At 61.0% G+C, this 15,522-nt stretch carries 12 protein-coding genes and 3 pseudogenes; 7 read left to right on the top strand and 8 right to left on the bottom strand.

Features of this window, described 5'->3' with window-relative positions:
• Positions 1-85: 85 nt before the first annotated feature.
• Positions 86-994 (top strand): LysR substrate-binding domain-containing protein, encoded by a 909-nt coding sequence (locus ACTHL0_RS24990; RefSeq protein ID WP_440569748.1) that lies wholly within the window; start codon positions 86-88, stop codon positions 992-994.
• A 15-nt stretch (positions 995-1,009) separates the two neighbouring features.
• On the opposite strand, the pseudogene ACTHL0_RS24985 reads toward ACTHL0_RS24990, so the two are convergent.
• Together ACTHL0_RS24985 and ACTHL0_RS24980 are read right to left on the bottom strand one after the other, a co-directional pair.
• Positions 1,010-1,141, bottom strand: a pseudogene (locus tag ACTHL0_RS24985) (flagellar basal body protein); the annotation flags it as partial.
• Between the two features lie 126 nt (positions 1,142-1,267).
• Complete coding sequence (locus ACTHL0_RS24980; protein WP_440569747.1) at positions 1,268-2,023, bottom strand: SDR family oxidoreductase; 756 nt, start codon at positions 2,021-2,023, stop codon at positions 1,268-1,270.
• A gap of 435 nt (positions 2,024-2,458) precedes the next feature.
• Here ACTHL0_RS24980 and ACTHL0_RS24975 point away from each other — a divergent pair.
• From ACTHL0_RS24975 to ACTHL0_RS24955, 5 genes and pseudogenes are all read left to right on the top strand, one after another.
• Positions 2,459-2,599: pseudogene (locus ACTHL0_RS24975) on the top strand (acetoacetate decarboxylase); the annotation flags it as partial.
• An 18-nt stretch (positions 2,600-2,617) separates the two neighbouring features.
• Positions 2,618-3,400 carry a 3-hydroxybutyrate dehydrogenase gene (locus tag ACTHL0_RS24970; protein WP_440569746.1) on the top strand — a complete coding sequence of 261 codons (783 nt, stop codon included), beginning with the start codon at positions 2,618-2,620 and terminating at the stop codon, positions 3,398-3,400.
• Positions 3,401-3,466: 66 nt separating this feature from the next.
• On the top strand, positions 3,467-4,471 hold the full coding sequence (locus tag ACTHL0_RS24965; RefSeq protein WP_440569745.1) for a DedA family protein/thiosulfate sulfurtransferase GlpE: 1,005 nt from the start codon (positions 3,467-3,469) through the stop codon (positions 4,469-4,471).
• A 161-nt stretch (positions 4,472-4,632) separates the two neighbouring features.
• The gene (locus ACTHL0_RS24960; RefSeq protein WP_440569744.1) at positions 4,633-5,637 is read left to right on the top strand and encodes a LysR substrate-binding domain-containing protein; all 1,005 of its coding nucleotides are present in this window, start codon (positions 4,633-4,635) and stop codon (positions 5,635-5,637) included.
• A gap of 210 nt (positions 5,638-5,847) precedes the next feature.
• Positions 5,848-6,363, top strand: coding sequence for an Ohr family peroxiredoxin (locus ACTHL0_RS24955; protein WP_440569743.1), 516 nt, complete (start codon positions 5,848-5,850; stop codon positions 6,361-6,363).
• Between the two features lie 17 nt (positions 6,364-6,380).
• Here the strand turns inward: ACTHL0_RS24955 and ACTHL0_RS24950 are convergent, their stop codons facing one another.
• From ACTHL0_RS24950 to ACTHL0_RS24930, 5 genes and pseudogenes are all read right to left on the bottom strand, one after another.
• Positions 6,381-7,934: a DHA2 family efflux MFS transporter permease subunit gene (locus ACTHL0_RS24950; protein ID WP_440569742.1), complete on the bottom strand. Its 1,554-nt coding sequence runs from the start codon at positions 7,932-7,934 to the stop codon at positions 6,381-6,383.
• A gap of 104 nt (positions 7,935-8,038) precedes the next feature.
• Positions 8,039-9,355 (bottom strand): HlyD family secretion protein, encoded by a 1,317-nt coding sequence (locus ACTHL0_RS24945; RefSeq protein ID WP_440569740.1) that lies wholly within the window; start codon positions 9,353-9,355, stop codon positions 8,039-8,041.
• 34 nt (positions 9,356-9,389) lie between these two features.
• A complete protein-coding gene (locus ACTHL0_RS24940; protein ID WP_440569750.1) occupies positions 9,390-10,907 on the bottom strand; it encodes an efflux transporter outer membrane subunit in 1,518 nt (505 codons plus the stop codon).
• A gap of 264 nt (positions 10,908-11,171) precedes the next feature.
• Positions 11,172-11,477: pseudogene (locus tag ACTHL0_RS24935) on the bottom strand (lecithin retinol acyltransferase family protein); the annotation flags it as partial.
• Between the two features lie 403 nt (positions 11,478-11,880).
• The gene (locus ACTHL0_RS24930) at positions 11,881-12,906 is read right to left on the bottom strand and encodes a LysR substrate-binding domain-containing protein (protein WP_440569749.1); all 1,026 of its coding nucleotides are present in this window, start codon (positions 12,904-12,906) and stop codon (positions 11,881-11,883) included.
• Positions 12,907-13,575: 669 nt separating this feature from the next.
• Here ACTHL0_RS24930 and ACTHL0_RS24925 point away from each other — a divergent pair.
• Positions 13,576-14,076, top strand: coding sequence for an Ohr family peroxiredoxin (locus ACTHL0_RS24925; RefSeq protein ID WP_440569739.1), 501 nt, complete (start codon positions 13,576-13,578; stop codon positions 14,074-14,076).
• Positions 14,077-14,198: 122 nt separating this feature from the next.
• On the opposite strand, the gene ACTHL0_RS24920 is transcribed toward ACTHL0_RS24925, so the two are convergent.
• On the bottom strand, positions 14,199-15,407 hold the full coding sequence (locus ACTHL0_RS24920; RefSeq protein WP_440569738.1) for an NAD(P)/FAD-dependent oxidoreductase: 1,209 nt from the start codon (positions 15,405-15,407) through the stop codon (positions 14,199-14,201).
• Positions 15,408-15,522 lie beyond the last annotated feature (115 nt).

Below are 15,522 nucleotides of genomic sequence, written 5' to 3'. Positions count from 1 at the left end.
ACGGGTCCGGCACGCGGCCGCCCGATAATGGCGTCGGCGCCGCGGGCAGCGCGGCCGCGGCGATTCGGTATAGAGACCCACCCACATGAGCAATACGATCGATTTCCGGCTGATTCGGCAGCTATGGATGTTCCTCGCGGTGGCCGAGGAGCAGCATTTCGGACGGGCGGCTAAACGTCTGAACATGTCGCAGCCGCCGTTGACCGAGCAGATCAAGGTGCTCGAGCAATCACTGAAGCTGCAACTGTTCTATCGCTCCCGTCAGGGCACGCAGTTAAGTCCCGCCGGCGCGGCGATCCTGCCCGCCGTGCGGCAGTTCGCAAGCCAGGTGGAACGACTCGAACGCGTCGTGCGGGAAGTCGCGGCGGGCCAGTCGGGCGTGCTGTACGTCGGCGCGATCACATCCGCGATGCTGGAAACGGTGCCGCCTTTGCTCGATGCGCTGAAGCAGGCGCATCCGCAGCTCACGGTGTTCGTGCGCGAGATCGACAGCGTCGATGCGATTCCCGCGCTGGAGGCCGGTGAGCTCGACCTGGCGTTCGTCCGCGTCGACGGCGAGATCGGCAATGGGATCGCAACGATGCCGCTCGCCGAGGACCGGCTCGCCGTCGCGCTGCCGAAGGATCATCCGCTGGCCCTACTGCCGAGGATCAGGCTGCGGACGCTCGCAGACGAACATCTGGTGATGTCGTCCCGGCAGGTCAGCCCTGTTTACTTCGACCTGCTGACGTCCGTCTGCCGCTCGCATGGGTTGACACCTCGCGTGATTCACGAAGTCCGTTCGGTCACGTCGCAAATCGCATATGTCGGCTGCGGTCAAGGTGTTGCGCTGGTACCGGCGTCGATGCGCAAGCTGGCGCCGGAGAATGTCGTCGTCCGGCCGTTGAAGGAAAAGGTGATGGTCGTGACGGCGGCGCTGGTGTGGAATACGAACCGACATCATCCGATGGTGGACGAGGCGGTATCTTGGTTGAGGCGGCGGAACGGATTTTGAGAGCGATGGACTTCTGCTCGTGGCGGTGGAGTTTGCATACAAATCGGAGAACTGAGCTTGACCCGATTTGAAGCCGAAGGTATTGGCGTTCGCGATGTTGTTACCAATGACGTCAAGATCGTTCGACACTGCGTTCAAGCCGCTCAAGCCTGTCTGATCATCTCCAACCTATCCCGGCGATCGTCATTGCCCCGTAGCCGTCGCTGCGCTGGCCGGAGAAACGTTGGCCAGCGCTGCAGGACATCACCTGTCGTTCGATTGTCGGATGCGCGATCAGACACGCGCCTGTGAGCGGCGGAGCCATTCGTCGAAGCCGATGCGGCCCAGCCGCGCCTCGCCCAACGGCACGAGCGAGTGGTCCTCGACCCGACCGCCGAAGTAACGCGCCTCGGGGTCGCATACGACCTCACGCGAATCGCCGACCGCCTTCAGATAACGAGCGATGATTTCGTTGAACGGCGCACGCTCCGGACCCGCGATCTCGACGACGCCGTTTCGCGGCGCCGCAAGCGCCACATCGGCGACGGCGGCGGCGACGTCGTCCGCCGCGATGGGCTGGAACAAGCCGGGCGACATCCTGACGACGTTGCCATCGGTGCCTGCGTCGGCGATGCCGCCGAGGAATTCCATGAATTGAGTCGCGCGAATGATCGTATAGGGAATCCCGGAAGCGACGATCAGTTTCTCTTGAGCAACCTTGGCGCGGAAATAGCCGTTCTCGGGCGTCCGGTCAGTTCCGACGATAGAAAGCGCGACATGATGCCGGACGCCGGCGGCGGCCTCCGCTGCATGAACGTTGCGGCCGGATGTCTCGAAGAATTCCAGCACCGCCTTGTCCTCGAACGAGGGCGAATTGGCGAGATCGATCACCACTTGAGCACCGGCCATGGCTTCTTGCAGCCCCTCTCCGGTGATGCTGTTGATGCCGTTCTTGGGTGAGGCAGCGATGACCTCATGGCCTCCCCCGCGCAGAATCGCGACGGTCTTCGAGCCAATCAGGCCAGTGCCGCCGATCACGACGATCTTCATGATTCCCCCTCCATATCTCGTTAGCGGCCTAGCGCCGCATGAAGTCATCGTAGGGCGATGTGGCGTATTGCGATAGACATACAACGAGGCTCACGGTGTTGCCCCACTCACACCAATCGAAGTCGATCAGCCGCGCCTACGGTCCCGACGAACTATCGCCGTCGCACACCGTCGGGCTCGATATCGATCCGTTCGTCGGTGATGTGCATCTGCCCTGCTCTCGTCGATTGTTGTCGCAGCGACAACGCGGTGAGCTCCTTTGCGGAGCTACTGCCGCAAGACGATCGCGCCTACGCTTTGTCCTGACGGTAGCCGCACACGCCGCCTGATGCGAGCCAGGAAACACGACACCGTAGGAGAAACGCGCGAATGCGCGCTGCAAGTCTTCGCTGCCTTGCGCGAGCGCACGTCATTGGCCGCGGCAGCAAACGCTAACTCGCATCGGTTGCCGATCTGCCGGTTCGGAAAGTGATCGGCGCACGTCACGTCATCGCAAATCTCACGCTCGATGCCGGAGAAGTCGTTTATGACTATCTCGCGCCTGCCGAGCCCGTGAGGCTCGCGGTCAATCAGTAAGCACTCGAAGGAGGACATATGTCACTGAAAGATAAGGTCGCGCTCGTTACGGGTGCAGCAAGCGGTATCGGGGAAGAATGCGCGCGTAAGCTCGCGGTGGACGGCGCGACGGTCGTGATTGCAGATCTGAACCTCGTGAACGCTCAAAAGGCCGCCGACGATATCGTCGCTACCGGTGGGAAAGCGATCGCAGTTGAAATGGACGTAACCAGCGAAGAAGCGGTCAATGCGGGTGTGGCCGAAACGGTGAGTCGGCTGGGGGGTCTCGATGTGCTTGTCTCGAATGCCGGCATCCAGATCGTCAACCGGATCGAAGACTATTCCTTTTCCGATTGGAAAAAGATGTTGGCGATTCACCTCGACGGTGCGTTCCTCACGACCAAGGCCGCTCTCAGACACATGTACGCGTCCAACAAATGTGGCGCGGTGATCTACATGGGTTCGGTCCATTCTCACGAGGCGTCGCAACTCAAATCGGCCTATGTCACGGCCAAGCATGGGCTTCTCGGTCTCGCCCGTGTCGTTGCAAAGGAAGGCGGCCCGCGAGGCGTGCGCGCGAACGTCGTGTGTCCGGGCTTCGTGAGGACGCCATTGGTCGACAAGCAAATCCCCGAGCAAGCAAAGGCACTGGGCATCTCCCCGCAACAGGTTGTGAAGGAGGTGATGCTGAGGGAGACGGTGGACGGCGGGTTTACATCGCTTGCCGACGTCGCCAACACGGTTGCATTCCTCGCCGGCTTCGAGTCTAACGCCCTCACCGGTCAATCGATTGTGGTCAGCCACGGCTGGTTCATGCAGTAAGGACACAACCCTGCAGGGCAACGAACGATTTCGAGGCGGGTACGTGCAAGCCATAAGGAGAGCACCATGTTGTCGCATGAAATGATCGCGCGATACGGCACGTTGGCCGTATTCCTGAATGTGCTTGGTTCCTCTCTTGGCCTGCCTTTGCCTGTCATACCGACATTGATCACAGTTGGAGCAGGCATTGCGCTCGTGACACACGTTGCGTCGTCGACGATCTTGCATTTCGCGACGATACTAGGTGCCGCTGTGATTGGCGGCGTGCTCGGCGACTTGATCTGGTTTCGGGGCGGCAAGCGGTACGGCGAGCGTACGCTTCATACTGTTTGCAAACTGTCGCTGTCGCGCGAAACGTGCGTCAGGAAGACGGAGCGTTTTTTCGGGCGCTGGGGAGTCCGCGTGCTGGTTGTCGCGCGGTTCGTCCCTGGCCTGTCACTCGTTGCTGTGCCGCTGTGCGGTGCGATGGCCGTCAGGTTGCGTTCCTTTGTCTTGCACGACTGCGCCGGCGTTGCACTATGGGCGTCGGTTGGACTGGCTATCGGTGCAATATTCTCGTCGCAGATCGACGTGGTTTTCGCACTGATCGCCCATCTTGGCTGGCGCGCGTTGATCGTAATTGGCATGGCACCGGTGCTTTACGTCTTCTATTGCTACTGCCACAGACTCATGCTGGCAAAAGCGCTCGAGAAGGCGCGGATCAGTGCGGGCGAATTGCATGCGTTGCTCGCGAACAATCCGCGGCCTGTCGTGTTCGATATCCGCTCCGCAGAGCGGAGAATGCTCGATCCATTTGTCATTCCAGGCGCTGTGCTCGCCAACGAGCGGAAACTGCAGCACATCGTGGAGCGCTATGGGACGAACCGGACGCTGGTTATCTATTGTTCGTGTCCAAACGAAGTGTCTGCGGCATGGATGGCGAAGCGGTTGCGACTGGCCGGCGTCAAGCTCGCATTGCCGCTTACCGGCGGTATCGGTGCATGGCGTGCAGCGGGCTTCGACGTTGAGCCGACGATCGCGGTGAACGACGCCGCGATCAGCGGAGCAGCACGGCCACTTTTCACGCATTGATTGCAGTCGTGTCCACCAAGCGCCCGAGCAGCCCACCGGAAGCGCGCTGACCACGATGGCTCAGCACGCTCACCCATCCACCGAATAAAAGCGGCGCACTCTGTCACAAACCGCAGCCCTGATACGTCTGGTCCCGTATCGACTCCCCGACTTGCGCTCCCATGTCAACTTCCCCATCACGCGGCCCCATCGCGGGCGCCGACGATCAGTTCGCAAGCAAAATTGCGACCAGTTTCGCTTGCGTCGTCTCTTTTTTGGCCGTTGCCAGCGAAGGCAGCTTTTCCCGCGCGGGCGATCGCCTCGGTATCGGTCGTTCCTCGGTTAGCCGAAACGTGCAGAAACTCGAGGCCCAACTCGATACGCGTCTCTTTCTGCGCACGACGCGCAGTACGTCGCTGACGCGCGAGGGCGAACTCTTTTACGAGAACTGTCAGCCAGGTATGGAGCGCATCGCCCAGGCGCTGGAAGACATGCGGGAGCTGCGTAACGGTCCGCCGCGCGGCCATCTGCGCATCGGCTCGACGCCCGGCTTCGGTCGTAAAGTCGTCGCGCCGCTGCTCCAGGGCTTTTACACGCAATATCCCGAGATCGAGCTGGAATTGCTGTTGAACGATCATCCCGCCGACTTCACCGCCGATCGCATAGACGTGTCGTTTCGCGAGGGTCGCATGGAAGACAGCGGGATCATCGCGCGTCAGTTGATTCCGATGCAGATGATCGTTTGCGCGTCGCCCGCCTATGCAAGGATTCACGGTTTGCCGCGCCATGTCGACGAGCTCGCGAATCATCGCTGCATCAACTTCCGGACGGCATCGGGCCGCATCAGGGAATGGGAGTTCAAGATCGACGGTGTTGCGCAGCGACGCCAGCTTGTCGCGCAGCACACGTTCAACGACGCGGATCTGATGTTGCAGGCGGTACTCCACGGGTTGGGCATCGCGCAGTTGCCCGCCTACCAAGTGTGCCATCTGCTTGGCGACGGACATCTGATCAGCTGTGTCCCGCAGCACGCACCCGACGATGGCGGTCACTACCTCTGCTATCTCAGCCGCAAGCATCTTCCGGCCCGAATCCGGGTGTTCATCGACTACATGACCGAGCACACCAGAGCACTCGATCTGCAGTGTCTGCCGATGATGACGACGCTATCGGCAGTCGAAGGTTGACGCCCCGAACGACGCGGCGTCGAGTGATGTTTCTGATGCAACACGGTGGGTCTCTCCGCGCCCCTAGCGCATGACCGAGCGCACGCCTACGATGCCATAACCCGCTCGTCACAGGGCGCCAACGCACCTATCGGCCCCGCTGACCTTCGACGCGTGATTCAAAGAGAAGCACGCCACGAAACGAGTGGCAATCACCTACGAGGCGCACCAATGACCACATTGCGTCCACCGCCGCTGACACTGCTCGACAAGCACCATGGGCAAGACGCGCAAACGCTGTATTCGACCACTGTCACCGTAACGGGCGGCGACGCGGGCCACGGGCGGGCGTCGGGCATTGCCCGCTCCGACGACGGCCAGCTCGCACTCGACTTGCGCATGCCGAAGGCGCTAGGCGGGCCTGGCGGCGGCACCAATCCAGAGCAGTTGTTCGCGGCGGGTTACGCGGCCTGCTTTCATGGCGCGCTGAGTCTGCTTGCGGCACGGGCAGGCATTCCGATTCCCGGCGCCTCGGTGGAAGTCACGGTCGACTTCGGCCGCGATCCGATCGACGGCCTGTTCATGCTGACGGCGCACACTCGCGTCCGTTTGCCCGGTGTCGAGTCCGCCATCGCCGGGGAACTGGTACGCGACACCGAACGCTATTGCCCCTACACGAAGATGGCACGGCACGGAATCGAGAACGTCGTCGCCCTGATGCGGCCGGACGACGCCGGCAAGTCGTAACGCCGTGCGCCTCGCACTCAGTGCGCACCCGCCGCCGCGCCAGCGCCACCCTTGCCGGGCTTGGTAAGCCAGACCAGCGGAACGATCACGATGAAGATGATCGACGAGAGCCAGAAGATATCGTTCAGTCCGAGCATCGCGGCCTGCGCATTCAAGGCGTGCTCGAAAGACGCCGCGGCCCGATCCATGCCGCCGCCGAGCGTCGCGTGGAGGTTAGCAATGGCGTTCAAATAGTCGGGGTTGTTCACGCTCGACTGCTCCGCCAGATGCGCATGGTGCAGGATCGTGCGGTCGTTCCAGCCCGTGGAGATCAACGACGTGCCAACGCCGCCCGCAAACACGCGCACGAAGTTGGATAGGCCAGCGGCCGCCGGAATCTTATCGGGCGACAGTCCAGACAGGACGATCGCGGTAAGTGGCGTAAAAAAGAGTGCCATGGGAATGCCTTGCAGCAGCGTCGGCAGAACCAGGGTATAGGTGTCGACGTCCGTCGTGTAATGCGCGCGCATAAAAAACACGCCTGCAAAGCCGAGGAAGGCCAGCGTCGCGAGGACCCGCGCATCGGACTTCGGCATGATTTTCGCCATCACGGGCGCAAGCAGGACGGCAAAGATTCCGAGCGGCGCCGTCACGAGACCGGCATCCACCGAACGATAGCCGAGATAACCCTGAATCCACTGTGGCAAGATCACCAGGTTCGAGAAAAACACCGCGTACGCGACTGAGATCGCGATTGTGCCGCCACGGAAATTGCGTTCTGCAAAGAGACGAAGATCGACGATCGGGTTTCTCTCCGTGAACTCCCAGATCAGGAAGAACAGAAAGCTGATGGCGGCGATGACGGCGAGCGTGCAGATCACAGGCGAATTGAACCAGTCGAGATCCTTCCCCTTGTCGAGCATGATCTGCAGCGACGCGACCCATGCGATCAGCGACAGCAGGCCAACCTTGTCGATGGGAAGCTTGCGCGGCGAGGAGTCGCGATCGCGGTAGATTACCCAGGTCACGGCGGCGGCAAACAGGCCCACGGGAATGTTGATATAGAAGATCCACGACCAGCTATAGCTGTCGGTGATCCAACCGCCCAGTGCAGGGCCAGCAATCGGCCCGACCGTCGCCGTCATCGCCCACAGCGACAGCGCCGTCGAACTTCTTTCCTTCGGATACGAGCCGAGCAGAATGGCCTGCGAGAGCGGAATCAGCGGGCCTGCGACGGCCCCCTGCAACACGCGCGCGGCGAGTAGCACGATCAGGTTCGGGGCGACGCCGCACAGCCACGACGAGAACACGAACAGCACGATCGCGGCCACGAACAGCCTGATCTGACCGACGCGTTGCGTGAGCCAACCCGTCAGCGGAATCGCGACGGCATTGGCCGCCGAGAACAGCGTGATCACCCACGTGCCTTCATCGACGGATACGCCAAGGTTGCCCGAGATGGTTGGAATGGCAACGTTCGCAATGGATGAATCGAGCACGTTCATGAAAGTCGCGAGCGCGACGGCGATAGTCGCGAGGACCAGCTTGCCGCCTGTCAGCGGAGGCGGTGCAAGTTGCTTCGAGGGATTCATGGCGCTTCCAGTCTGAACCGTTCGACAGGTCCGCGTGTTTCTCCGGCCTGTCGAACTATTGAGTAAGCCCAAACGCGCCCGCGAGGCGCGCTCGAGGATGCGATTTAGCCTGCGTGCTGTTTAGCGCCACTCGTGTCGCTTGCGTCGCGCTTGGCGAATGGACTCGACGATACGCCATTGCCCGTGGACCCCGCATGCATTGGGACGCTGTTCTGCGCGATGATCTTCTCGATCTCGGCGTCTGCCTGTGCGCCGTATCCGGCGAACACATCGGTGCGATATGACGTGTTCATGGCCGCGCCGAGCTGCGGGCCCGTGTTGCTGTGCGTATCCACATCGACATCCATCGACAGGCCGATGCGCAGCGGATGCGCTTCGAGTTCCCTCTGATCGAGCCGGATGCGCACGGGCAAACGCTGCACGATTTTGATCCAATTGCCCGTCGCGTTTTGCGCCGGCAAACTCGCAAATGCACTGCCGGTGCCCGCCGAGAAGCCGACGACGCGGCCGTGATAGGTAACCTTTCCGCCATAAACATCGGCTGTTAGTGAGACGGGTTGACCGATGCGCATGTTGCGCAACTGGCTTTCCTTGTAGTTCGCATCGATCCACACGCCCTCGAGCGGCACAATCGCCATCAACGGCGTGCCCGGCGACACCCGCTGTCCGACCTGCACCGAACGCTTCGCGACATAGCCTGTAACGGGTGCGGGCAACGTGTTGCGCGCATACGCGAGATACGCATCGCGGACTTTCGACGCCGCGGCTTGCACGTTCGGATGCTGGTCGATCGTCGTGCGGTCGGTCAACGCGCGGTTGGCTTGTGCCTGTCGACGCGCGGCTTCGAGCGCTGCCTGCGCGGCGGTCACCGTGTCACGCGCGTGCGCGATGTCTTCGGCCGACACAGCGCCCGTACCGGCAACCGCCTGGCGGCGGCGCAGATCGTCCTGTGCACGGCTCAGCTCGGATTGCTTCTGAGCAACGTTCGCGGCATAGAAATCGTTGTTCACGTACAGGCTGCTCACCTGTCGAACGGTCTGCCCGAGCGTCGCTTCTGCATTGCCAAGCGCGACTTTCGCATCCGCGTTATCGAGCGTAACCACGGGATCGCCTGCCTTCACAATCTGGGTATCGTCAGCATTCACGGCAATGACAGTGCCCGTCACCTGCGGCGTCAGTTGCACGAGGTTGCCACTGACGTACGCATCGTCGGTGGATTCGTGGTAACGCGCATACGTCATGTAGTACGCACCATAAGCCGCCGCCGACACTACGACAGCCGCGCCCAGCAGCTCGAGCAGCAACTTGCGCTTGCGTAGATCTGGCCCGGTCGCGACTGCGGTTTTAAGGTCGGCTGGCGCGTCACGTTTGACACCGGTCGCCTGGGTTTCCTGGCGCTCCGTAGTGTTGGTTTCGGTCATTTCAATTCTCCAGGCAGATTCGATGGGTAGCCGCTTAGCGCGCGGCAACGACAGGCGTGTTGGGTCCGGACGCATCGGCGCGCGGCGCCGCTGCAGAGTCTGCGTTCGACGCGTCGACAAAACCTCCGCCGAGTGCTGAAGCCAGTGCAATCTGCTGATCGCGGCGGTTCATGCGCAAATTAGCGACGGTCTGATCGGCTGAAAGCGCGTTGACCTCGGCGTTTAAGACCGTCAATTGATTCGTGAGACCGGCCTTGTACTGCACCAGTGCGAGCGTGTCGGCCTGGCGCGCGGCATCCCGCGCGGTCTGCGCATCGGACAGCTGCGCGTCTGTCGAACGCACGTCGGCGAGCTGTGTGGCGACTTCGCTCAGCGCGGTCACAAGCGACTGGTTGTAGGTCGCGACGGCGTAATCGAAGTCAGCGTAGCGGCCCTTCAGCTGCGCGCGCAGTTCGCCTGCGTCAAAGATAGGCAGATGGATTGCCGGACCGATCGAGGCCGTGCGGCTCGCCGCCGTCAGAAATCGGCCGAAGCCGAATGCGTCGAGCCCGATCGCGGCGCTCAGGTTGATGTCGGGATAAAACTCGGCCTTAGCCTCCTTCACATCGTGCGTCATCGCATCGACGCGCCAGCGCGCGGCCACGATGTCCGGGCGGCGGCTCAGGAGATCGGCAGGGAGGTTGTCAGGCAGGCGCACTTCGTCGCCGGTGCCGAGCGCAGGCCGCGCGATCTGCAAACCACGGTCGGGACCCGCGCCGAGCAGCGCAGCGATCTGATAGCGCGTCGCGAGAATCTGGCCGTCGAGCGATTTCAGCGCGGCGCGGCTCGTCGCGAGATTGGCCTGCGCGGTCTTGCGCTCGACTTCCGTATCTAACCCCATCGCGATACGGCCCGCGGTGATACGGTCGATCTGCTCGCGCTGCGAGATTTCCTCTTGCGCGATGTCGCGTAGCACATACAGGCGCGCAAACTGGTTGTACGTGCGGGCAATCGACGTCGTCAGCGTCAGCTTGACGACTTCCCAGTCAGCCCGGCTCGCCTGATGCTGCGAGATTGCCGCTTTCAGCGCTTCGCGGTTCTTGCCCCACAGGTCGAGATCGTAGGATGCGCTCAGCAGGCCCTTGTTCTCCGTCTGCCACGAGCCGCCAAATGCAGGCGGCAAGAATGTCGTATTCGAGAGCTGTTGACGCGTGAGCGAATAGCTCGCGTCGACGCGCGGCATCGTGTTGGCCTTCGCCGTTTCGCTGTAAGCCGATGCAGCCGCAACGCGGGCACGCGCCTGGTCCAGCGTCGGGCTGCGCTTCAACGCTTCTTCGATCAGCGTCTTGAGTTGTGCGTCGCCGAACTGGTCAGCCCAGTTGGCGGCGGGCCAATGGCCTTGTTCGGCGGGAAGGCTTCGCTGCGTCGCATACTGCGTCGGCTCGGCCGTTTTAGCGTCGCTGTGGATGTCGGCGTAGTTCACGCATGCCGATAGCACCGCCGCGACCATCACCGATACACCGAGTTTCAGTGCACGTGACGCGCGCCGTCTGGTGTTTAACTGAATGCTCATTTTCTGGCCTATCAGATAGTGGAGTAATAAGGTGCTTGGTCGAACATCGCGACGTACGTTTGGGACGACCTGCCCGGTGACGGTCCCGACGGGTACGCGTCGCGCACGCATAGAAAGCATCCATCCCTCCCTCGCAAGCGCGAACAGCGTCTTGATTCCTTTCCATGGATTCCTTAAGCCTCGGCGTACCTGTTCACTGCGCCCGACACCGAGCAGACACCACGTGCAGAAGTGTTCGCAGTTATTGGTCAGCAACTGATATCGGTCTTCGCCTAAGCGGGACCTGGCTCTCGCCACGGCATCGATTCCGGTATAAATGGCGTCTGGTTCAGGCTGAACTTTTATATCTTTCCCTGCCGCAAAGCCGCGCAACGGGATATATTCGATAGGGCGTCGTTTTGCGGAATGATGAAAGCCCCCATAGTGAATAACCTGCCCATTCCCCGCATAAATTCCGTGGTGTGCATAGCCTTCCCGTTCACTAACAAGATGCGCACCCACATCGACAATGCATTCTGCACTGGCCAATGCCCGTGAAATCGCGTGGCAATCTATGTACGAACTTTCCATGGCGCACCGCCCATGTCATGTGTCATGCTTCGCTGGCGCCGAAAGGGCGCGATTTGGGAGGCGGATATCAGACTTCATAAAATGCCGCTGAACGAGACGGCAATCGCAAGCCCGATACTGACCGCAGATAGCATGATCCAGCCTACAAACACCGGCAGGGGTCCGAGACGAAACATGACGCTCTCCACTCACGACCTCAACGACCCATCCACTCAGTGGAGCCGATCGCGATGCCATGTAGGAATGGTAGGTGTCGAGCCCCCGCCTTGGTAGATACGCATCGGAACACGCACTGTTGCCGTGTCGACACCAATAGGCGCCGCCACCGGTCTGCTACCGACCTCAGCGAGGCGAAGTACGTCATCCATGCGATTGGCCCCCTTGCGGGGCCATTTGGACAGCGTCAGGCCTGATTCCGGCTTTCTGAATAATCCGTATTAAATTCGCCGAGGCAAAGTGAGTTGAGTGCCCGAATTTCTTCCGTCATGAAATCGACGAACACACGAATGCGTGACGGCAAATTCTGTCGGCTGAGAAAGCAGATGTAGTGCCCCCGGTCGTCAGGCACATATCGCCTTAAAGCAACGACGAGTTCATTGCGCGCAATGTAATCGCATATCTGATATCCGGGCATCTGGGCGATGCCACGGCCTTCCAGGACCGCATTCAATACCAGGTCTGCGTCATTGAAAGTCAACCTGGCGGTCGGCAGATACTTTCGCATATAGCCGTCAACCTTGAAATCCCACTCAATGACGCGACCGTTGAATCTCACGTTGATACAGTCGTGCTGTTCCAGATCTTCCAGGGTAGAGGGCAGTCCCCGCTCCTCGGCATAGGCGCGGGACGCGCAGAGTACCCTCTGCATTGGGATCAACTGCTTCGCAATGATGCTGGAGTCCTCGATGTGCCCATCGCGAAACGCCACATCGATCTGTTCCGCGGCAAAATCGGCTGGCCTGTCATCCAGAAGCAGGTCAACCGCGATATCGGGGTAGCTCTCGGAAAACCTGAAAAGCAGCGGCGCCACCACCTTGCGTCCAAATCCAACTGTCGAGCGGACTCGAAGGAAGCCACGAGGTGGACCGTTGCGGAGATCCAGCATGTCGTTTATTGCCTCGACGATATGGGTCACGCCCTGGTTGCAGTTCTCGAAGAACCTTTCGCCCTCTTGCGTCAGGGTCGTTGACCTGGTCGTTCGCAGAAACAGGCGAGTGCTTAGCTGCGTTTCAAGCTTCTGAACATTGCGGCAGACAGCCGAGCGTCCAACGCCCAATCGTTCGCCGGCTTTGGCGAAGCTTCCCTCGGTCGCTACCGCCATGAAAGCGATGATCCCCGCGTAGCTCGTCGCGAAACAGGTGGACAAAGCGTCCGCGTTATTTGGCAAGACAACGCGAAAACCTCGGTGCGACGTATCCGATTGATCCATTGCTGGCCCCACTACCGACACATGAACGGGTGAGCCGTCCGGCGTGCCAGCATGCGCTCTGGCACCGACAGCGACTGTTGTGTTGCAGTTGTGAATGGCGGTCATTGACGCAGTTCCGGCGGGACCCGAAACGGCGGGGAACGCGGCCCCGGAGGCCGTCGCGCCACCATGCTGGACCCAGCCTCCCGATGGACAGCGGATGCCAGCGGCGGCATCGAGAACGATCGGGTTTTCCTGCGAGTATCTCCGGGTCGTGCTCCGTCTCGTCTCGGGAGCAGCCGCGGAAGCTTGACGCTCAAATATCGATACCCGTCGAAGTAGCCCGGTTTGCGTGCGGCGCCGTCCGCCTGGAGATGTGAGGTCTGGCGTGTGGCAGTGTAGCACTGGATTGGCGCCAATTTGGAAACACCGTGTGTCCCTCGACGGCACTATCGTCGGCGTGCACGTTCATTCAACATGGAGGCGGCTTTGTCCCGTAGCCTTGGAATCGGGCCGCATCAGAAGATGGGCCGTATCCCTTATACGATCACGATCGTTCGTTCCATGCTATCCCTCGAATTGTCGGATACGATCCTGGCTCCTGCAGGTGCAACCCGCCTCGGTAAGCCAAGCTTCAACGAATTGACGACTGAGGGTCGGAACGCCCGTCACTGAACTCGAGAATGCATCATGGACGACAAGAAGCTGCAAGCCCCCCCGCTTTCCCTCCTCGACCGGTATCGGGGCCCGGATTTCTGTCCCCTTTATACAACGACCGTCACTGTTTCCGGTGGGGAGACGGGACATGGCCGTGCATCTGGCGTGGCCCGTTCAGATGACGGAAATCTCGTTGTGGAACTGCGGCTACCCACCGAGTTCGGCGGACCCGGCAACGGAACCAATCCCGAGCAGTTGTTCGCGGCGGGCTTTGCCGCGTGCTTCCACGGTGCGCTGAACCTGCTCGGGAAACGCGCCGCAATGGATATCAGCGATGCTGTTGTGGCGGTGCAGGTTTCGTTCGGCCGTGATCCCATGGATGGAGGCTATGCATTGGTCATCGATGTCCGGGTCCGGATACCGGGCGTCGACCGAAGCGTGGCGGAAGAGATGGTTCGAACTGCCGAGCGCTTGTGCCCGTATGCAAAGATGACCCGACAAGGGACCGTCAATATCGTGACCGTTGTTGACTGACTCGATGCCCTCGGGCGGCAGCAGCGTGTGATTGATTGTCTATTGAAGACGTTCATTGCTACCGCCGCCGCGCTTGGCTGATCCGCTACACCCACCGCCACAGCTTAGCCAGTGCCAACAGCCTAGCCCAAAGAAGCTTGCGGGTTACCCGCCGCCAAAGCTTCGGTACGATTCGGCGCCGGCGGGTAGATCCACTGCGTGTTGATCATCTGTTTGCGCGCCTTTCCTTCCGCGTGCGTCAGTTTGATCTGTCGATCCCAGCCTTCCGAGTAAACGGCGCCCCATTCGCCAAGGTCGAGGCAGGTCGCATAGAACGGCTGTCTATAGGCCAGTGTCGGGAGACCGATTAGATCCGCGGCGACGTTGTGCCCGCCAAATTGCCCCATCACGATAGCGTGTTGACAGGACATCAATGCATAGTGCCCGTCATCGTCGCTTCGAGCTCGCGCCACATCACCGGCCACGAACACAGTAGATGCTTCCGGCACGCGAAGATCGTCTGTCACCTCGACCCGTCCGAGTGGGTCAAGACGCGAGGCAACTTGCGCCGTCAGTGAGCTGGCACGCATTCCACCCGCCCAGATCACCGTCCTGGCTTCGATCCGAGTGCCCGACGCAGTGCGGACCCCGTACGCATCGATCGACACCACGCCAGATCCAAGTACGGCCTCGATGCCCAGCGAGTCAAAGGCCTCGGATACATACGGCCGTGGATTGGGGCCGAGATCGGGACCCATATCGTCCTGCGCGCCGATCACGACGACACGAATCGCAGCGTCAGCGCCAAACGACTCGCGCAGTCGCTTAGGCAATTCAGTGGCGACCTCGATACCCGTAAAGCCACATCCGGCGACCGCGACCGTGTTGCGTGCCGGCGAATCCGGCAGTTTCGCCAGCTCTGCGAAGTGGCCATCGAGCGCCACCGCATCCTCGATACGATCGACAGAGAAAGCGTACTCCGTCAGCCCCGGAACCGGTGGCCTGCTCAACCTGCTGCCACTGGTCAACAACAACCGGTCATACGCGAGCGAACGTTTTAGCCCGTTGACAGACACGACGCCGACCGTCTTGTCATGAACGGAAATCTCTTCGACACTGCCCTCGAGAAACTTCACGCCAACGGCATCGAGCAGTGGCAACAGCGGCGCAGCCATCCGTTGCGGCTCGCTTTCGTACAGCCGTGGCCGGATCTGTAATTCCGGCTTCGGGGAGATCAAGGTGATTTCAACGTCACTGCTCCTTACACCGGCACCATCGAGCACGCGAGCGGCGCCCAGCGCGCCCCACACTCCGGCAAAGCCGGCGCCCACTATCAGGATTTTCTGCGACATGATGATTGTCCTTGGTTGGAAAGTTGCCATGTCTTGGAGACGCGCTGAAGCAAGGCACGCCGCGAAGACGCAAACACGGATGCCAGCGTCAAGCCAAAACAGTAAAACCCAAGCG

The sequence above is a fragment of the Trinickia sp. genome (assembly GCF_051961175.1).
GTDB lineage: Bacteria > Pseudomonadota > Gammaproteobacteria > Burkholderiales > Burkholderiaceae > Trinickia.
Note: the sequence above shows the minus strand (reverse complement) of the source record. Positions and strands in the feature narration are given on the sequence as shown.